Source organism: Collimonas sp. GW821-FHT02H07, assembly GCF_059421505.1.
The window spans coordinates 419,825-438,293 of sequence record NZ_JBWKVC010000002.1; the positions used below are offsets into that span (position 1 = coordinate 419,825).

At 60.5% G+C, this 18,469-nt stretch carries 16 protein-coding genes; 12 read left to right on the forward strand and 4 right to left on the reverse strand.

Annotated elements, in window-relative coordinates; translation table 11 throughout:
- Positions 1–27: 27 nt before the first annotated feature.
- Together AC07V8_RS05085 and tkt are read right to left on the reverse strand one after the other, a co-directional pair.
- On the reverse strand, positions 28–603 hold the full coding sequence (locus AC07V8_RS05085; protein WP_494677571.1) for a GNAT family N-acetyltransferase: 576 nt from the start codon (positions 601–603) through the stop codon (positions 28–30).
- A complete protein-coding gene (gene tkt, locus AC07V8_RS05090) occupies positions 600–2,594 on the reverse strand; it encodes a transketolase (protein ID WP_494677572.1) in 1,995 nt (664 codons plus the stop codon). The genes AC07V8_RS05085 and tkt overlap by 4 nt, the downstream gene beginning before the upstream one ends.
- Before the next feature lie 281 nt (positions 2,595–2,875).
- Between tkt and speE the strand changes: the two genes are divergently transcribed.
- The 12 genes from speE (at position 2,876) to AC07V8_RS05150 (ending at position 15,536) form a co-directional block, all read left to right on the forward strand.
- Positions 2,876–4,135, forward strand: coding sequence for a polyamine aminopropyltransferase (gene speE / locus AC07V8_RS05095; RefSeq protein WP_494677573.1), 1,260 nt, complete (start codon positions 2,876–2,878; stop codon positions 4,133–4,135).
- A 42-nt stretch (positions 4,136–4,177) separates the two neighbouring features.
- Positions 4,178–4,597 carry a hypothetical protein gene (locus AC07V8_RS05100; RefSeq protein ID WP_494721449.1) on the forward strand — a complete coding sequence of 140 codons (420 nt, stop codon included), beginning with the start codon at positions 4,178–4,180 and terminating at the stop codon, positions 4,595–4,597.
- Between the two features lie 2 nt (positions 4,598–4,599).
- Complete coding sequence (locus AC07V8_RS05105; RefSeq protein WP_494677575.1) at positions 4,600–5,745, forward strand: glutathionylspermidine synthase family protein; 1,146 nt, start codon at positions 4,600–4,602, stop codon at positions 5,743–5,745.
- Positions 5,746–5,812: 67 nt separating this feature from the next.
- Positions 5,813–6,220: a DUF350 domain-containing protein gene (locus AC07V8_RS05110; RefSeq protein ID WP_494677576.1), complete on the forward strand. Its 408-nt coding sequence runs from the start codon at positions 5,813–5,815 to the stop codon at positions 6,218–6,220.
- Between the two features lie 35 nt (positions 6,221–6,255).
- Positions 6,256–6,981, forward strand: coding sequence for a 16S rRNA (uracil(1498)-N(3))-methyltransferase (locus AC07V8_RS05115; RefSeq protein ID WP_494677577.1), 726 nt, complete (start codon positions 6,256–6,258; stop codon positions 6,979–6,981).
- 235 nt (positions 6,982–7,216) lie between these two features.
- A complete protein-coding gene (locus tag AC07V8_RS05120) occupies positions 7,217–7,672 on the forward strand; it encodes a YidB family protein (RefSeq protein ID WP_494677578.1) in 456 nt (151 codons plus the stop codon).
- Positions 7,673–7,907: 235 nt separating this feature from the next.
- Complete coding sequence (locus AC07V8_RS05125) at positions 7,908–8,906, forward strand: bifunctional riboflavin kinase/FAD synthetase (RefSeq protein ID WP_494677579.1); 999 nt, start codon at positions 7,908–7,910, stop codon at positions 8,904–8,906.
- Between the two features lie 78 nt (positions 8,907–8,984).
- A complete protein-coding gene (gene ileS, locus AC07V8_RS05130) occupies positions 8,985–11,879 on the forward strand; it encodes an isoleucine--tRNA ligase (protein ID WP_494677580.1) in 2,895 nt (964 codons plus the stop codon).
- Positions 11,880–12,034: 155 nt separating this feature from the next.
- Entirely contained in the window at positions 12,035–12,547 is a 513-nt protein-coding gene (gene lspA / locus AC07V8_RS05135) for a signal peptidase II (protein ID WP_211444096.1), read from the forward strand.
- Between the two features lie 58 nt (positions 12,548–12,605).
- The gene (gene coaBC, locus AC07V8_RS05140) at positions 12,606–13,811 is read left to right on the forward strand and encodes a bifunctional phosphopantothenoylcysteine decarboxylase/phosphopantothenate--cysteine ligase CoaBC (RefSeq protein ID WP_494677581.1); all 1,206 of its coding nucleotides are present in this window, start codon (positions 12,606–12,608) and stop codon (positions 13,809–13,811) included.
- A 175-nt stretch (positions 13,812–13,986) separates the two neighbouring features.
- The gene (dut, locus tag AC07V8_RS05145; protein WP_494677582.1) at positions 13,987–14,436 is read left to right on the forward strand and encodes a dUTP diphosphatase; all 450 of its coding nucleotides are present in this window, start codon (positions 13,987–13,989) and stop codon (positions 14,434–14,436) included.
- Positions 14,437–14,447: 11 nt separating this feature from the next.
- Entirely contained in the window at positions 14,448–15,536 is a 1,089-nt protein-coding gene (locus AC07V8_RS05150; RefSeq protein WP_494677583.1) for a M48 family metallopeptidase, read from the forward strand.
- A gap of 97 nt (positions 15,537–15,633) precedes the next feature.
- Here the strand turns inward: AC07V8_RS05150 and clpA are convergent, their stop codons facing one another.
- Together clpA and clpS are read right to left on the reverse strand one after the other, a co-directional pair.
- Positions 15,634–17,934 carry an ATP-dependent Clp protease ATP-binding subunit ClpA gene (gene clpA / locus AC07V8_RS05155; RefSeq protein ID WP_494677584.1) on the reverse strand — a complete coding sequence of 767 codons (2,301 nt, stop codon included), beginning with the start codon at positions 17,932–17,934 and terminating at the stop codon, positions 15,634–15,636.
- Complete coding sequence (gene clpS, locus AC07V8_RS05160) at positions 17,931–18,239, reverse strand: ATP-dependent Clp protease adapter ClpS (RefSeq protein ID WP_014007243.1); 309 nt, start codon at positions 18,237–18,239, stop codon at positions 17,931–17,933. Before clpS ends, clpA begins: the two co-directional genes overlap by 4 nt.
- Positions 18,240–18,469 lie beyond the last annotated feature (230 nt).

Genomic DNA, 18,469 nt, shown 5'->3' on the forward strand with positions numbered 1-18,469 from the left:
ATTTGCTGCAACTTCATCACACACGTTTCAACTGACCCTGATGGTACGCCAGCCATAGCCGGCTTCCTGCAATTCCAGTCCATCCCAGCTGAACGGCTGCTCGGCCAGCAGTTCGGCGCCCAGCATTTCGTAAAACTGGCGTGCCGGGCGATTGTCCGCCAGCACCCATACCAGCATGTTGTTGGCGCCGGCGCTGGCCAGGGCTGCGGCCACGTGCGCCACCAGCTTGCGGCCGATGCCGGCGCGCTGCACCGACGGCTCCAGGTAGATCGCCGACAGCTCGGAGTCGAAGCCGAGCTTGGATTCGGCCAGCGTCATGCCGGCCGCGAAGCCCAGCACCTCGCCGTCCACCTCGGCCACGAAGACATTGGCGGCGTTCGAAGTCGCCGACAGGATGCGGCTCCAGATGGCCGTGCTGTCTTCAATCTTCATGCCGTCCAGATAGTCGTCCGGAATGATGCCGCGGTAAGTGGTGCGCCAGCTATCGATGCGCACCGCCGCGATCACCGCCGCATCGGCGACGGTGGCGCGGCGGATGACGACGTCGCCGACGATGTTGGCGATGTCCATCTTGCCGATCGCCCGTGCAGCTCTCAGATTCATGCCAGTACCAGCTTGGTCTTGGCCACGACGTTTTCAACAGTGAAGCCGAAATGCTTGAACAGCACAGGGGCCGGAGCTGATTCGCCGAAGGTGTCGATGCCGACCACGGCGCCTTCCAGGCCGACATACTTGTGCCAGAACGCCGTCACGCCGGCTTCGATCGCCACGCGCGGCAAGCCGCGTTGCAGCACGCTGGCCTTGTAAGCGCCTTCCTGGCGGTCGAAGACGTCGGCGCAAGGCATCGACACCACGCGTACCGCGATGCCTTCCTGCGCCAGCGCTGCCGCCGATTGCATCGCCAGCTCGACTTCGGAACCGGTGGCGATCAGGATCGCCTTGGCGTCCGGCGCATCTTTCAGGATATAGGCGCCGCGCTGGATGTTGGCGATCTGCGCCGCGTCGCGTTCCTGGTATTGCAGGTTCTGGCGCGAGAAAATCAGTGTGCTTGGACCATGCTTGCGCTGCACCGCCTGCTGCCATGCCACGGCCGATTCAACCGTGTCGCATGGACGCCAGTTGTCCAGTTGCGGGATCAGGCGCAGGCTGGAAACATGTTCCACCGATTGGTGGGTCGGGCCATCTTCGCCGAGGCCGATGGAGTCGTGGGTGAACACGAAGATCGAACGGATCTTCATCAGCGCAGCCATGCGCAGGGCATTGCGGCTGTAGTCGGAGAAGGTCAGGAAAGTGGCGCCGAACGGAATGTAGCCGCCATGCAATGCCATGCCGTTCATCATCGCGCTCATGCCGAATTCGCGCACGCCGTAGTTGATGTGGTTACCCGGCTGGTCAGCGCGCACTGCCACGCTTTCTTTCCAGTTGGTCAGGTTGGAACCGGTCAGGTCGGCCGAACCGCCGAGGAATTCCGGCAGCACCGGCGCCAGCGCCTGGATCGCGTTCTGGCTGGCCTTGCGGGTGGCGATGGTTTCTTTTTTCTCGACGCAGGTAGCAATGTACGCGCTCACTGTCTGTTCGAAATTGCCCGGCAGTTCGCCCTTCATGCGGCGGGTGAATTCGCTGGCTTGCTGCGGATGCGCGGCGGTATAGGCAGCAAACAGGGCGTTCCAGTCGCCTTCGAACTGCTGGCCTTGCGGCTTGGCGTCCCATGCTGCGTAGACGTCGGCAGGGATTTCAAACGGCGCATAATTCCAGCCCAGCGCTTCGCGCACGGCGGCGATTTCCTTGTCGCCCAATGCCGCGCCGTGCACCTTGTCGGTGCCGGCCAAATTCGGCGAGCCTTTGCCGATGATTGTCTTGCAGCAGATCAGGGTCGGCTTGTCGGACAGCTTGGCTTGATGGATGGCGGCGCTGACGGCTTCCACATTGTGGCCGTCGACGGCGCGGATCACGTTCCAGCCGTAGGCTTCGAAACGCTTCGGGGTGTCGTCCTTGAACCAGCCTTCGACATGGCCGTCGATCGAGATACCGTTATCATCGTACAGCACGATCAGCTTCGACAGGCGCAGCGTACCGGCCAGCGAACAGGCTTCGTGCGAGATGCCTTCCATCAGGCAGCCGTCGCCGACAAAAGTGTAAGTGTGGTGATCGACGATTGCCAGTTCACCGCGGTTGAATTCCGCCGCCAGCAGCTTTTCCGCCAGCGCCATGCCGACCGCATTGGTCAAACCCTGGCCCAGCGGGCCGGTGGTGGTTTCAATCCCCGGCGTGACATCGACTTCAGGGTGGCCAGGCGTCTTTGAATGCATCTGGCGGAAATTGCGCAGCTCGTCCATCGGCAGATCGTAGCCGGTGAGGTGCAGCAAGGCATATTGCAGCATCGAGCCATGACCATTCGACAAGACAAAACGGTCGCGATTGAACCAGTGCGGATTGCTTGGGTTGTGACGGTAGTGCTTAGCCCACAAGGCGACTGCGATTTCCGCCATGCCCATCGGCATGCCGGGATGGCCCGAATTAGCTTTCTGTACAGCGTCCATTGCCAGTGCGCGGATTGCATTGGCCATCTTGGTGGTCGGGAGAGTGGAAGTCATGGTGTGAGCGGTAGGCAATGGTTGAAAATTGGTTAGTGGGCGTGTCGGTCATCCGGGGCAGCGGGCGTCGGCACCGGCTGCCAGAACAGCCACAAAGGCCGATATTTTACCAAAATGCGGTCGATACCGGTTCAAATCCGCGCATTTCTCCCCTTCCGGGGAAGTAAAATGCTGCCGCAACGCCGCAGGCGAGCAAGCGCATCCGATACGGATTGAATGGCTAAATTGCCAATCCGATATCGACTTTATCCCTCCGGGCCTCCTTTTTTACTGAACAGACCATGCAAGGTTTACATCTGACGGCAGATTGCTACGACTGCCGCTGCGCTCCGGGCTTGCTGCTCGATCCGGTACTATTGCGGGAATTTGTGCTGGCGCAGACCCGGCGCTCCGGCCTCACCATCGTCGGTGAAAAATTTCATCCCTTCCAGGCCGCCGACGGCAGCGCCGCCGGCGTCACCTGCGCCCTGCTGCTGGCCGAGTCGCACCTGGCGGTGCATACCTGGCCGGAACGCCAGGCGGTGACGCTGGATGTATATGTCTGCAATTTCACGGAAGACAACAGCGCCAAGGCCAGCGCCTTGCTGGAAGCGCTGATCGCCGGCTTCGCCGCGACGCAGTGGCAAACCCAGCGCCTGCAGCGCGGCAACGGCGCCAGCGGCCAGACCCTGGCGCTGGAACAGCTGACGCCGCATACCGCCTACGGCACCAGTCTGGCGCCGCCGCTGGCGCAAACCCAATCGCCGTTCCAGCGCATAGAGATTGCCGATTCCGCCGAATACGGCAAGGTGATGCGGCTGGACGGCGCTTTCATGACTTCCGAACGCGACGAATTCTTCTATCATGAATGCCTGGTGCATCCGGCCGCGCTCAGCCATCCGCATCCGCGGCGCGCGCTGATTGTCGGCGGCGGCGACGGCGGCAGCAGCGAGGAGTTGCTCAAGCACCCGTCGATCGAACACATCACGCTTTGCGAAATCGATCCACTAGTGATTCAGCTGGCGCGCGAGCATCTTCAGCAGATCCATCACGGCGCCCTGGACGATCCGCGGGTACAGCATATCGCGCTGGATGGCTTCGCTTTTGTCAAAGAAGCGGCGCAAGCGCATGTTGCAGATCAGCTCTATGACTTGATCCTGCTGGACCTGACCGATCCGCAGGCAGCCGACGGCAGCACGCTGGCGGCAGACTGCTATACCCAGGAATTCCTGCAAGCCTGCCAGACCTTGCTCGCCCCCGGCGGCGCGCTGGTGATGCACCTGGGCAGCCCCTTCCATCATCCGCAACGCTTCGCCCAGTTGCGCCAACGGCTCGGCAATGTCTTCCGGCATGTCAGTCCTTACACCGTCTATGTGCCGCTGTACGGCGCACTGTGGGGCATGGCGGTGGCCAGCGACACGCTCGATCCGCGGCAATTGGCAAGCCAGGAAATCGCCATCCGCCTGCAAGACCGGGCGCTGGCTGAGCTGCAGTATTACAACGAAAATGTCCATCCAGCACTATTCGCCCTGCCCAATTTCGTGCAAAATCTGGGCGCTTAGTTTGTTGCTGCATTTTCATCGTTGCCTGATAGGGAGAGCGTTTTGCCAACCACCGGTCTTTTGAAGCAAACCTTGGAAAACGCCGCCCTGTCTTCCAGAAAGAGCCGCGCCGTGCCGCTGGTGCTGGCGGCGTCAACCTTGCTGGCAGGCTGCGGTCCGCGCCAGGCGCGCGACGAATATGCCAGCCAGGAAGATTGTAAAAAGGACTGGGGACGGCCCGAGCTGTGCCAGCCGGCACCTGGCAGCAGCAGCTCCAGCGGCGGCCACGGCGGCGCTTACTTCGGCCGCTATTACGGTCCCAGCTACGATGAAGGCGAACGCGCCAGCGCGCAACGCAGCGCCCGCAGCGGCGGCAGCAGTTTCGGGCTGGCCGGCGGCAGCGGCGAGAGCAACCACTCGGTCGCCCGCAGCGTGTCGCGCGGCGGCTTTGGCGGCGCCCACATTTCCTCGGCCGGCGGTTAAACATGATTCGCGAAAGCCTGACGCCGCGCGCCAACTGGCAGGAACAATTCGAAGCGCTGGGCTTCACCTACCATTCGATCGACGATCTGTATTGGGATGAGCGCTATGCCTACCGCTTTACGGCGGCGCAGATCGATACCATCGAAGACGCCACCAGCGAATTGCACCAGATGGCGCTGCAGGCAGTGGAGCACGTGATCGCCAAGGAGCGCCTGGAGCAGTTCGCCATTCCGCAACCGTTCTGGGCGCTGGTGGAAGAAAGCTGGCGCGACAAGGAGTTCTCGCTGTACGGCCGCTTCGATCTTTCCTGGAATGGCCAGGGCGCGCCGAAGATGCTGGAATATAACGCCGATACGCCGACCGGCCTGGTGGAATCCAGCGTGGCGCAATGGTACTGGCTGCAGGATGTGCTGCCGCAGGCAGACCAGTTCAACTCGCTGCACGAGAAACTGATCGCCCAGTGGCAGACCCTGGCTAGCCGCCATCAATGCAAAGGCCTGCTGCATTTCGCCTGCATCGGCGGCCACGAAGAAGACGAGGGCAACCTGGCCTATCTGCGCGATACCGCGATCCAGGCCGGCTTCGCCACCAAGCAGCTGGCGATAGAAAACATCGGCTGGGACGAGCGGCACGCGGAATTCGTCGACGACCACGACATCAAGATCGACAACCTGTTCAAGCTGTACCCCTGGGAATGGCTATGCCGCGAAGCGTTTGCCGAGCATCTGCTGGCGCGGCCGCTGCGCCTGGTGGAGCCAGCCTGGAAGATGGTGCTGTCGAACAAGGCCATCCTGCCGGTGCTGTGGGAACTGTTTCCGGGACATCCCAATCTGCTGCCGGCGTTTTTCGATGCCTGGCGCATCAGCGGCGATTTCGTCAAGAAGCCGCTGTACTCGCGCGAAGGCGAAAACATCACGATCTATGCCGGCGGCGAGGTCCACCATCAACCCGGGCAGTACGGCGCCGAAGGCTATGTCTACCAGGCGTTTGCGCCGCAGCCGAAATTCGACGACGGCATCACGCCGGCCTACACCTCAATCGGCTCATGGGTAGTAGGCGATGCGCCGGCCGGCATCGGCATCCGCGAAGACGTTTCGCTGATCACCAAGGACACCAGCCGCTTCGTCCCGCATTATTTTGTTGATTGAGCAGCAAACCAAGCATCAATCTGCCGTTGCATAGCGCAGCCAACCTCGTTACCAGGAGCATCGACCCATGAGCCTTGCCTTTCTTCCCGTCGGCCTGCCGGCCTTCCTGTCCCACTTCGGCCTGGCGCTGCTGCTGGTCGGCATATTTTTCGTGGTGTATATTTTCATCACGCCCTATCATGAACTGGCCCTGATCCGCGCCGGCAACAATGCGGCGGCAGCCAGCCTGGCCGGCGCCCTGCTCGGCTATAGCGTCGCCCTGGCGTCGGCCATTTCGAACAGCATCAACCTGCTCGACATGCTGGTGTGGGGCGTGGTGGCGCTGGTGGTGCAGCTGCTGGCTTTCCTGATTGTCAGGCTGCTGCTGCCGACGCTGGTGGCGGATATTCCTGAAAACAAGATCGCATCCGGCCTCTTTCTTGGTACAGTCAGCCTTGGGCTGGGCATCTTGAATGCCGCCTGCATGACCTATTAACTAAAAACCAAAGAAATTAAAGAAACCTTTCCTACATGCCTCGTTTCTACGTCTCAAGTCCGCTCGAAATCGGCCAGGTGCTGGCCCTGCCTGACGCCGTCGCCCATCACCTGCTGGTGCTGCGCCTCGGGCCGGCTGCGCCTATCACGCTGTTCAACGGCGAAGGCGGCGAGTACACCGCGACCATCAGCAGCATCGAAAAAAAGCGCGTCAACGCTGAAATCAAGACTTTCTCGCCGCGCGAAGTGGAACTGCCTTATGCGATTACGCTGGCGCAGGCTCTGCCGGAATCGTCGAAGCTGGACTGGATCATCGAAAAGGCGGTCGAGCTGGGCGTCGCGGCAATCCAGCCGCTGGCGGCGCAGCGTTGCGTGGTCCGGCTGAACAGCGAGCGCGCCGAGAAAAAGCAAAGCCACTGGCAGGCCGTGATTGTCGCCGCCGCCGAGCAGAGCGGGCGCAACCGCATGCCCAGCCTGGCCACCCTCAGCCCGTTCAACGACTGGGTCCAGCAACAGGATCTGCACAAGCGCATCCTGCTGTCGCCGCGCGGCGAGCAATCGCTGTCGGACTGGGCGCGCCATCAGCCGCCGCAAGCGCTGGCGCTGCTGATCGGTCCGGAAGGCGGCTTTACCGAAGCGGAAGAAAACCTGGCCTGCAGCCAGGGCGCGCTGATGCTGTCGATGGGACCGCGGATCCTGCGCACAGAAACAGCCGGCCTGGCGGCGCTGGCGGCGATCAATGCGATCTGGGGTGAGATGTAGGGTGCGCCATCGCAGCTTTCCTATGGTTGCTACAAATTGATCTAAGCAAAAATGGAAACTCTGGCTAGAATAAGAACGGACGCCAAGACACAATCGTTTTCAGTTGCGCAACTACTCAAACTGCTTGCCTCGTTGTAGTATCGGTCTGCTTATTTGCTTTGTAGCTAGCTTGCATTTTCCGCAAGATAGAAATCAGCCTTCGTGGCTTATCGCATTACTTACTCTGGAGAATATTATGGGACTATTGGATTCGTTAGGCGGCATCCTCGGTGGCGGCCAGCAGCAATCGAATGATCCGAAAGCCATGCTGATCGCGGCTGCAGTGCCGTTGCTGCTGAAGGCGCTGCAAGGCGGCGGTGCGGGCGCAGGCCAGGCTGCGGGCGCCGGCGGCGGCCTCCTCAGCGCATTCGAAGGTGCGGGTCTGGGCTCGGTTGTGCAGTCATGGATAGGCAACGGCCAGAACCAGGCGATTTCGCCTGATCAGGTGCAACAGGCGCTGGGCGGCGGCCACTTGCAGGAACTGGCTGCGGCAGCCGGCATTTCCCCAAGCGAAGCAGCCGGCCACCTGTCGGAAATCCTGCCTGGCCTGGTCGACAAGCTGACGCCGAACGGCCAGGCTCCGGCAGCCGGCGGCGGCCTGGACTTGGGCGGTTTGCTGGGTGGACTGCTGGGCGGCAACAAGCAGGCCTGATCTGGCCGAAAGCTTGGCCGCTTGATAAAAATCGCTCTTCGGGGCGATTTTTTTATGGGCGGCTAGAATGTAAGCCTGCGGGTCGCCTTGATGCATAAATGGCTCTACGCGAAAAAAATAGTCATTTTGCCAATTTTAAATCGTGCAATCGGACGCAGATCTTCTTCCTGGCGGGGGCAAGGCCCCGAAAGCATTTATAATCCAAGGTTTTGCAACAAATATTCCGGTCACTTCAATGAAGGTATTTCGCGGACTTCCCAACGCCGAATCGCGCGCGCCTTGCGCGCTCACTATCGGCAACTTCGATGGCGTTCATCGCGGCCATCAAGTGCTGCTCGCGCACGTCCGCAAGGCGGCCACCGAACTGGGGCTGGATGCGGCGGTCATGACATTCGAGCCGCACCCGCGCGAATTCTTTGCGCAGCGGGCCGGCCAGCCGGGCAATATGCCGACCCGCGTCGCCAACCTGCGCGACAAGCTGCAATCGCTGTCGCAGGCCGGCATCGACCGCGTCATCGTGGAACACTTCAACGCCAGTTTCGCCGCCATGTCGCCGCAGGACTTCATCGAAAAAGTGCTGGTCGAAGGCTTGCACGTGAAATGGCTGATGGTGGGTGAAGATTTCTGCTTTGGATCGCGCCGCGCCGGCAATATCGCTACCTTGGTCGAAGCCGGCAAGAAATACGGCTTCCATGTCGAAACCTTGCCGACCGTGATGAACCAGGGCGCGCGGGTCTCTTCATCTGCGGTGCGCGCCGCGCTGGCAGCTGGCGATTTCAGCCACGCGCGGGCGCTGCTGGGCCATCCGTATGCAATCTCGGGTCACGTGGTGCATGGCAAGAAGCTCGGCCGCAGCATCGGCTTCCCTACCTTGAACCTGCGCGTCAGCCACAAGCTGCCGGCGCTGTCGGGGATTTTCGTGGTGAAAGTGCATGGCCTGGCGGAACAGCCTTTGCCGGCCGTCGCCAGCATCGGCGTACGGCCTACCGTGGACGACAGCGGCCGGGTGCTGCTGGAGAGCTATCTGCTCGACTTTAGCGGCGATTGCTACGGCAAGCTGATCCAGGTCGAATTTTTGCAAAAGCTGCGCGACGAAGAGAAATACGTCGACCTGCCGACCCTGACCGCAGCCATCGAGCGCGACGTCGACAATGCACGGGCGTATTTCCGCCAGCATGAGAGCGCAACCGCCGTCGCCTCGCGCGCGCCGACTGCGGCCACCGATCGAATTTGACGCTGCGTGCCGTTACTTATCGTCGCTTGCGTCATGCCTGCGCTTAGCAGGCTCCACTGAATTCCATTAAAGAAAATTATGTCCGATCAGACCAGCAAACCAGAAACCACCAAGCCGGCCAAGCAAGCTAAGCCGCAGAGTAAATACCCGGTCAACATGACCGAGACGCCATTCCCTATGCGCGGCGATCTCGCCAAACGCGAGCCGCAATGGGTCAAGCAATGGCAGGAAAAGAAAGTCTACGAACGGATCCGCAAGGCGTCCAAGGGCCGCCCGAAATTCATCCTGCATGACGGTCCGCCGTATGCCAACGGCGAGATCCACCTGGGCCACGCCGTCAACAAGATCCTCAAGGACATGATCGTCAAGGCCCGCAACATGGCCGGCTTCGATGCGCCCTACGTGCCGGGCTGGGATTGCCACGGCATGCCGATCGAAATCCAGATCGAAAAGAAATACGGCAAGAACCTGCCGGTGGCGGAAGTACAGTCCAAGGCGCGCGCCTACGCCAACGAACAGATCGACCTGCAGCGCAAAGACTTCATCCGCCTCGGCGTGCTGGGCGAATGGGACAACCCCTATCTGACCATGGCCTTCGGCAATGAAGCCGATGAGCTGCGCGCGCTCGGCGCCATCCTGGAAAAAGGCTATGTGTACCGCGGTCTGAAGCCGGTCAACTGGTGCTTCGACTGCGGCTCTGCCCTGGCCGAAGCGGAAGTGGAATACCAGGACAAGCGCGATCCGTCGATCGATGTCGGTTTCCCGTTCGCCGAGCCGGAAAAACTGGCAGCCGCCTTCGGCCTGCCGGCGCTGCCGACCGACAAAGGCTATGTGGTGATCTGGACCACGACGCCATGGACCATTCCGTCCAACCAGGCGCTCAACGTCCATCCGGAAGTCGACTACGCGCTGGTGCAGACCGCGCGCAACGGCGAGCCGCTGCTGCTGATCCTGGCGCAAGACCTGGTGGCGGATTCGCTGCAGCGTTTCGGCCTCGAAGGCAGCGTGATCGCCAGCTGCAAGGGCGAGGCGCTGTCGCTGATCAATTTCAAGCACCCGCTGGCCGCCGCCGATCCAGGCTATGACCGCCTGTCGCCAGTCTATCTGGGCGACTACGTGACGACCGACAGCGGCACCGGTATCGTGCACTCGGCGCCAGCCTACGGCATCGAAGACTTTATCTCCTGCAAAGCGCATGGTATGAAGGACGACGACATCATCAGCCCGGTCATGGGCGACGGCAAGTTCGCATCCTGGCTGCCGTTCTTTGCCGGCATGACCATCTGGGAAGCCTCGAAGCCGATCTGCAGCAAACTGGACGAAGCCGGCGCGCTGTTCAAGCTGGTGATGTTCGATCACAGCTACATGCATTGCTGGCGTCACAAGTCGCCGATCATCTATCGCGCCACCTCGCAGTGGTTTGCCAGCATGGACAATCTGCCGAAGGATGGCCACGGCAGCCTGCGCGCCACCGCGCTGCAAGCGATCGACGAAACTGCATTCTTCCCGAGCTGGGGCAAGGCGCGCCTGCACGGCATGATCGCCAACCGTCCCGACTGGACCTTGTCGCGCCAGCGCCAGTGGGGCGTGCCAATGGCATTCTTCGTGCACAAGGAAAGCGGCCAGCTGCATCCGCGCACGCCGGAATTGCTGGAACAGATCGCCCAGCGCATCGAACAGCACGGCATCGAAGCATGGCAGGCGCTGGATCCGAAGGAATTGCTGGGCGACGACGCCGACAATTACCTCAAGAACAAGGACACGCTGGACGTCTGGTTCGACTCCGGCTCGACCCACCAGACCGTACTGCGCGGCTCGCACGCCAGCCAGCTGCAATTCCCGGCCGACCTTTACCTGGAAGGCTCGGACCAGCACCGCGGCTGGTTCCATTCCTCCTTGCTGACCTCGGCCATGCTGAACGGCCGCGCGCCCTACAACGCCTTGCTGACGCACGGCTTTGTGGTGGATGGCGAAGGCCGCAAGATGTCGAAATCGCTGAAGAACGGCGTCGAGCCGCAAAAGGTGGCTGACTCGCTGGGTGCGGAAATCCTGCGCCTGTGGGTTGCCTCCAGTGATTATTCCGGCGAAATCACCATCTCGGAAGAGATCTTGAAACGCGTGACGGAGTCATATCGCCGCATCCGCAACACCCTGCGCTTCCTGTTGGCGAACACCTCGGACTTCAATCCGGCGACCGACGCCGTGCCGATCGCCGAGCTGCTGGAAATCGACCGTTATGCGATCGCCAGCATGGCCCAGCTGCAGACCGACATCCTGAATCATTACGAGACTTACGAATTCCATCCGGTGATCTCCAAGCTGCAGATGTACTGCTCGGAAGACCTGGGCGGCTTCTACCTGGATATCCTGAAGGACCGCCTGTACACCAGCGGCGTCAGCTCGACGGCAAGGCGTTCGGCGCAGACCGCGATCTGGCACATCACCCAGGCGCTGCTGCGGGTGATGGCGCCGACGCTGTCGTTCACCGCGGAAGAAGCCTGGTCCTTCTTCGCCAGCCCGGAAGCGTTCGCCGCCAGCGATGAAACCATTTTCACGCAGACCTATTACACGCTGCCGGAAATCGATGGCGCCGCGGCTCTGATCGAAAAATTCAATGCCGTGCGCGCGGTGCGCGCCGACGTCACCAAGCAGCTGGAAGAAGTGCGGGTAGCCGGCGGCATCGGTTCTTCCTTGCAGGCGGAAGTCGAGATCAAGGCTGCGGCAGCCAAGTACGCGCTGCTGACCAGCCTCGGCGACGACCTCAAGTTTGTGCTGATCACTTCCAGCGCCAGCGTTTCCGAAGTCGCCAGCGAAGCGGACGAAGCGATCCTGGTGACGCCGTCGGCCCAGCAGAAATGCGAACGGTGCTGGCACTACCGCGCCGATGTCGGCAGCCACCCGGAGCATCCGGGCCTGTGCGGACGCTGCGTCGCCAATCTGTTTGGCAAGGGCGAACTGCGGCATGTTGCGTAGGGTGGGCACAGCGTGCCCACGCGTGAATTCAGCCCACGTACTGAATTCACGCCACGTTAGATGCCCATTTCGACGCTGCGCAGAATGACATGCCGGTTATCGCAGTCACGCGTGGGCACCAGTGCCCACCCTACGAAAATTTCTGAAAATTGATTATGGCCACCAAAAAGCGCTCTTCCCCTATCTCTACCACGTCCTCGAAATACGGCTTGGCGCCATGGCTGGCGATCGCCGCGCTGGTGCTGGTGCTCGACCAGTTGACCAAGATCACCATCGTGCGCCTGTTCAGCTATGGCGAATCGCTGCCGGTCACGTCCTTCTTCAACCTGGTGCTGGTGTATAACAAGGGCGCCGCCTTCAGTTTCCTGTCGACCGAATCCGGCTGGCAGCGCTATCTGTTTACCGCGCTCGGCATTGCCGCGGCATTGTTCATCACTTTCTTGCTGAAACGGCATGCCGGCCAGCGCATGTTCTGCACCGCGCTTGCGCTGATCCTGGGCGGCGCCATTGGCAATGTGATCGACCGCATCGCCTACGGCCACGTGATCGATTTTCTCGACATCTACGTGCGCAACTGGCACTGGCCGGCTTTCAATATCGCCGATAGCGCGATCTGCGTCGGTGCGGTATTGTTCGTCATTGACGAATTGCGCCGCGTAAACAAATAAGCGAGCAATTGAATAAGCAAGTAGGCAGATAAATTGACGCATTACTCCAGGAGCTGACATGGATCTCGCTGGCAAAAAAATCGTGCTGGGACTCACCGGCGGCATCGCCTGCTACAAGGCGGCGGAATTCACGCGGGCGCTGACCAAGGCTGGCGCCTCGGTGCAAGTAGTGATGACAGCAGCGGCAACGCACTTCATCACCCCCGTCACCATGCAGGGCCTGTCCGGCAAGACGGTGTTTACCGATCAGTGGGATGCCCGCATCGGCAACAACATGCCGCATATCGACCTGACCCGCGACGCCGACGCCATCGTCATCGCGCCCTGCTCCGCCGATTTCATTTTCAAGCTGGCGCACGGCGCCTGCGACGACCTGTTGTCGACTTTGTGCGTCGCCCGTCCCGCTACCGTACCGCTGCTGGCGGCGCCGGCGATGAACGTCGAGATGTGGCAGAACCCGGCCACCCAGCGCAACCTGGCGCAACTGCAGGCGGACGGCATCCAGCTGCTCGGTCCCGACGCCGGCGAACAGGCTTGCGGCGAAGTCGGCATGGGCCGCATGCTGGAAGCCGATCAATTGCTGGAAGAAGTGATCGCCTCATTCCAGCCCAAGCTGCTCAAAGGCAAGCGCGTGCTGGTCACCGCCGGTCCGACTTTCGAGCCGATCGATCCGGTGCGCGGCATCACCAACCTGTCCTCCGGAAAAATGGGTTATGCCGTGGCGCGTGCGGCTTACGAGGCCGGCGCCGAAGTAACCCTGGTGTCTGGTCCGACCGCGCTGACGACGCCGTATGGCGTACGCCGCATCAGCGTCCAGACCGCGCAGCAGATGCACGATATCGTGATGGCGCAAATGGCGGCGCATGGCGGCACTGATATTTTCATCGCCGTGGCGGCGGTGGCGGACTGGCGCGTCGCCAATGCCAGCAGCCAGAAACTGAAGAAGAATGCCGACGGCAGCGCCCCGCAACTGGTGTTCGAGCAAAACCCCGATATTCTGGCAACAGTTGCAGCGCTGCCAAAAGCGCCGTACTGTGTCGGCTTTGCCGCCGAATCGGAGAACCTGCTGCAATATGGCGAAGCCAAGCGCATCCGCAAAAATGTGCCGCTGCTGGTCGGGAATATCGGCCATGACACATTTGGCAAGGACGATAATCAATTGGTATTGTTTGATGCCGGCGGCCACACCGAGTTAGCGCGCGCCGGCAAGCAGGAACTGGCGCGCCAGCTGATCGCCGCCATCGCCGCCCGTCTCGGCAAATAGAATTGCCAGGCAACTTTAGCATCCGTACGGCGCCGCCCGTTTGACCATCGGCGCCGTGCATCGAAAACCAGCATCGGCTTCACATGCAAACACCCGACGGGAATGTTCCTGTCCTGCTTTTTCATTTGCTTAGCTTATCGTTTCATTTTCACCTTACAGATTGTTACCAAATTCAATGAACATCATCGACGTCAAAATTCTCGACCCACGCATGCAAGATCAACTGCCGGCCTACGCCACCGAAGGCAGTGCGGGCCTGGACCTGCGCGCCTGCCTGGACACCCCGCTGACGATCAAGCCCGGCGAGACCCATCTGATTCCGACCGGCCTGGCGATTCACATCGGCGATCCGGCCTATGCCGCCATGATCCTGCCGCGCAGCGGCCTCGGCCACAAACATGGCATCGTGCTGGGGAACCTGGTGGGCTTGATCGACTCTGATTACCAGGGTCAGCTGATGGTATCCACCTGGAACCGCGGACAGACCGAATTTACCCTAAATCCCATGGAACGGCTGGCGCAGCTGGTGATCGTGCCGGTAGCACGTGTCCGTTTTAATGTCGTAGCAGATTTCGAGAGCAGCGAACGCGGCGCGGGCGGCTTCGGCAGCACTGGAAAACATTGATGGAGAAAATAATGAGATTGACGAATGCTCCCGCATGGCATGGCCTCAAACGCTATGCCGCGGTGACCTTGCCGCTGGTATTGCTGGCAGCCTGCACCACTACCGAGACCATCCCTCCGGGGTTAGTAAAACCGGTAACGCCGGTGGCCCCCAAGCCGGTGGCTATCACCGCGCCGCCGCAACAGGCTGAGCTGAAAACCCTGATCGGCCTGCAGGACCGCCTGTATGACGTCGCCGCCCCCCTGCTGGTGAATAACGCCATGCTGTGCCGGAACAACGCGCGCAATCTGCTGGGCTTCACTGCAAAAACCAAGTACTCCTTTACCGCGGAATTCATCGCCGCCGCCTCTTCCCTCGGCTTGACCGATCAATTGCAGATCACCGGCGTGCTGGCCGGCAGCGGCGCCGCCAAGGTCGGCCTGCAGCGCGGCGACCTGCTGGTATCAATCCAGGACAAGCCGGTGCCGGTAGGCGCCGATGCGGAACGCCAGACCGCGCTGATGCTCGGCCCGCTGGTCAACGGCCGCAACACCATCAAGGTGACCGTCGCCCGCAACGGCAGCAACCAGACCATGAACGTGCCGCTGACCCGCGCCTGCGCCTTCGGCATCGAGCTCGGCAACACCGATAATGTGATCAGCTATGCCGACGGCCGCCGCGTGCTGGTCAGCGCCGGCATGATGAAATTCACGCAAAGCGATGATGAACTGGCGCTGGTGATCGCCAAGGAAATGGCGCACAACTCGCTGACCCATCCTTCGCGTCAGCGCAACACGGCGACCATGACCGGGGTCATCGACAACCTGATCCGCCTGCGTCCCGACACTACCTCGCTGAGCGGCGCGGCCGGCGTCAAGCCTTATCCGCAGCAGCTCGATGCGGCCGCCGACAAACTGTCGCTGTACATGGTGGCGCGCGCCGGCTACAAGGTCGACAACGCGGCGTCCTTCTGGCAACGGCTGGCGACGCAGTATCCGGCTACGGTCCTGAACGGCTATACCGCGATCCACCCCGCCACCGACTATCGCATGAGCGCGATCCAGCAAGCCGTTGCCGATATCCAGACAAAACAGGCCAGCGGCGCTGTCATCCAGCCGTAAGCGAAATTTTCGCCCGACGATAAAAAGCCTGGATCACGCAAGTGATCCAGGCTTTTTACTTTACTGGAGCTAACGCCGGCGACAACTCACGAACGGTTTATTCGACTTCCACCGTTTCTTCAGGAGCTGGCGGCGTCGAAGCATCTTTCTCGGCAAAATCGAGGCTGATCTGCTCCTTGTCGTCGAGATCGACCGTGACGCGGCCACCGGTCACCAGCTTGCCGAACAACAGTTCGTCGGCCAGCGCCTTGCGTATCATGTCCTGGATCAGACGCGACATCGGCCGCGCGCCCATCAACGGATCGAAGCCCTTCTTGGCCAGGAATTTCCGCAAGTTCTCGGTGAAGACCGCTTCCACCTTTTTCTCGTGCAACTGCTCTTCCAGCTGCATCAGGAACTTGTCGACCACGCGCAGGATGACTTCTTCATCGAGCGCATGGAAGCTGATGATGGAATCGATGCGGTTGCGGAACTCAGGCGTGAACATGCGCTTGATATCCGCCATCTCGTCGCCGGCTTCCTTCTTGTCGGTAAAGCCGATCGAACGTTTCTGCAGGCTCTCCGCGCCGGCATTGGTGGTCATGATAATGATCACATTGCGGAAGTCCGCCTTGCGCCCATTGTTATCGGTCAAGGCGCCGTGATCCATCACCTGCAGCAGGATATTGAAAATGTCCGGATGGGCTTTTTCGATTTCATCCAGCAGCAGCACCGCATGCGGCTTCTTGGTCACGGCCTCGGTCAGCAGACCGCCCTGGTCGAACCCGACATAGCCCGGAGGCGCGCCAATCAGGCGGCTTACCGCATGGCGCTCCATATATTCGGACATGTCGAAACGGATCAGGTCGATGCCCATGATGAATGCCAATTGCTTGGCCACCTCGGTCTTGCCGACGCCGGTAGGACCGGAGAACAGGAAAGAACCAATCGGACGGTCAGTCTTGCCCAAACCGGCGCGCGCCATCTTGATCGCCGATGCCAGCGCATCGATGGCCGGATCCTGGCCGAACACCACATTGCGCAAATCGCGGTCTATGGTTTGCAGCTTGCTGCGGTCGTCCTGGTTGACGGATTGCGGCGGAATCCGCGCAATCTTGGCGATGATGTCTTCGATCTCGCCTTTGCCAATCGTCTTTTTCTGCTTCGACTTCGGCAGGATGCGTTGCGCCGCGCCCGCTTCGTCGATGACGTCGATGGCCTTGTCCGGCAGATGACGGTCGTTGATGAAACGCGCCGCCAGTTCGGCCGCACTGGTCAGTGCGGAAGCCGAGTACTTGACGCCGTGATGCTCTTCAAAGCGCGACTTCAGGCCGCGCAGGATCTGCACGGTTTGCTCGACGGTCGGTTCATTGACGTCGATCTTCTGGAAGCGCCGCGACAGCGCGTGATCTTTCTCGAACACGCCGCGGAACTCGGTGTAGGTGGTGGCGCCGATGCACTTCAGCTGGCCGCTCGACAAAGCCGGTTTCAGCAGGTTGGATGCATCCAGCGTGCCGCCGGAAGCCGAGCCGGCGCCGATGATGGTGTGGATCTCGTCGATGAACAGGATGCCGTGCGGGCTGTCCTTGAGTTGCTTGAGCACCGCTTTCAGGCGCTGTTCGAAATCGCCGCGGTACTTGGTGCCGGCCAGCAGCGAACCCATGTCGAGCGAGTAGACGATCGCATTCTGCAAGATCTCAGGGACTTCTCCCTGGGTGATGCGCCATGCCAGTCCTTCGGCGATCGCGGTCTTGCCGACGCCGGCTTCGCCGACCAGCAAGGGATTGTTCTTACGGCGGCGGCACAAGGTCTGGATCACGCGCTCGACCTCATACTCGCGGCCGATCAGCGGATCGATCTTGCCTTCGGTCGCCAGCTTGTTCAGGTTTTGCGTGAACTGGTCGAGCGGGCTTTCCTTGGCCTGGCCCTCGGCCTGCACTTCTTCAGCGCCTTCCGAAGACTTCTGCGCGTCGGCTTGCTGGTCCTTGCGCACGCCGTGAGAAATGAAGTTGACGACGTCGAGACGGGTCACGCCTTGCTGGTGCAGGTAATACACCGCGTGCGAATCCTTCTCGCCGAAGATGGCCACCAGCACATTGGCGCCAGTGACTTCCTTCTTGCCGTTGGAAGCCGATTGCACATGCATGATGGCGCGCTGGATGACGCGCTGGAAACCCAGGGTCGGTTGGGTATCCACCTCATTCGAACCCGGCACCGTCGGTGTGTTGTCGCCAATAAAGATGGTCAGCGTCTTGCGCATATCATCGATGTTGACGGCGCACGCGCGCAGCACCTCTGCCGCAGACGGGTTGTCGAGCAAGGCCAGCAGCAGATGTTCCACGGTGATGAACTCGTGCCTTGCTTGTCGTGCCTCGACAAACGCCATGTGCAAACTTACTTCCAGTTCCTGCGCAATCATGCTTCCTCCATCATGCATTGCAGGGGATGCCCCGCTTTGCGTGCGTGCGTTAATACCAGTTCAACTTTTGTGGATGCGATATCTTTAGGATACACGCCACACATGCCTTTGCCATCGCGATGCACTTTCAACATAATCTGGGTCGCGGCTTCACGGTCCTTGTTGAAGTATTCCTGCAAGATGGCGACCACGAACTCCATTGGAGTGTAGTCGTCATTCAGTAAAAATACCTGATACATGGGCGGCGGCTTGAGCTTTTGCTCTTGTCGCGTCGCTACTGTCCCGTCTTCGTGCTTGGTTACCATGCGCCTATTCTAAAACCTTCCTGCAAATGCGCAACGCGCCACACTGAATAAAATAACGTTTATATCGATATTACGCGTTTTCCGATTGCCATGCAGATGACGTTGGAACAGATTAAATCAAGAGTAAAAAACACATCGTTTCCTGAAATTTAATTGCACATAGGAAATTACTTGACTTTTTTATTTTTTGCGCAAAGAATGACATTCATTGGTGAGCATGTTTCCGCTTA

Excerpts from the sequence above, each read along its gene's own strand:
- AC07V8_RS05085 (WP_494677571.1), bottom strand. The coding sequence starts at position 603 with ATGAATCTGAGAGCTGCACGGGCGATCGGCAAGATGGACATCGCCAAC.
- clpA (WP_494677584.1), bottom strand. The coding sequence starts at position 17,934 with ATGATTGCGCAGGAACTGGAAGTAAGTTTGCACATGGCGTTTGTCGAG.
- ileS (WP_494677580.1), top strand. The coding sequence starts at position 8,985 with ATGTCCGATCAGACCAGCAAACCAGAAACCACCAAGCCGGCCAAGCAA.
- AC07V8_RS05120 (WP_494677578.1), top strand. The coding sequence starts at position 7,217 with ATGGGACTATTGGATTCGTTAGGCGGCATCCTCGGTGGCGGCCAGCAG.
- AC07V8_RS05110 (WP_494677576.1), top strand. The coding sequence starts at position 5,813 with ATGAGCCTTGCCTTTCTTCCCGTCGGCCTGCCGGCCTTCCTGTCCCAC.
- lspA (WP_211444096.1), top strand. The coding sequence starts at position 12,035 with ATGGCCACCAAAAAGCGCTCTTCCCCTATCTCTACCACGTCCTCGAAA.
- speE (WP_494677573.1), top strand. The coding sequence starts at position 2,876 with ATGCAAGGTTTACATCTGACGGCAGATTGCTACGACTGCCGCTGCGCT.
- AC07V8_RS05105 (WP_494677575.1), top strand. The coding sequence starts at position 4,600 with ATGATTCGCGAAAGCCTGACGCCGCGCGCCAACTGGCAGGAACAATTC.
- clpS (WP_014007243.1), bottom strand. The coding sequence starts at position 18,239 with ATGGTAACCAAGCACGAAGACGGGACAGTAGCGACGCGACAAGAGCAA.
- AC07V8_RS05125 (WP_494677579.1), top strand. The coding sequence starts at position 7,908 with ATGAAGGTATTTCGCGGACTTCCCAACGCCGAATCGCGCGCGCCTTGC.
- dut (WP_494677582.1), top strand. The coding sequence starts at position 13,987 with ATGAACATCATCGACGTCAAAATTCTCGACCCACGCATGCAAGATCAA.
- tkt (WP_494677572.1), bottom strand. The coding sequence starts at position 2,594 with ATGACTTCCACTCTCCCGACCACCAAGATGGCCAATGCAATCCGCGCA.
- coaBC (WP_494677581.1), top strand. The coding sequence starts at position 12,606 with ATGGATCTCGCTGGCAAAAAAATCGTGCTGGGACTCACCGGCGGCATC.
- AC07V8_RS05115 (WP_494677577.1), top strand. The coding sequence starts at position 6,256 with ATGCCTCGTTTCTACGTCTCAAGTCCGCTCGAAATCGGCCAGGTGCTG.
- AC07V8_RS05150 (WP_494677583.1), top strand. The coding sequence starts at position 14,448 with ATGAGATTGACGAATGCTCCCGCATGGCATGGCCTCAAACGCTATGCC.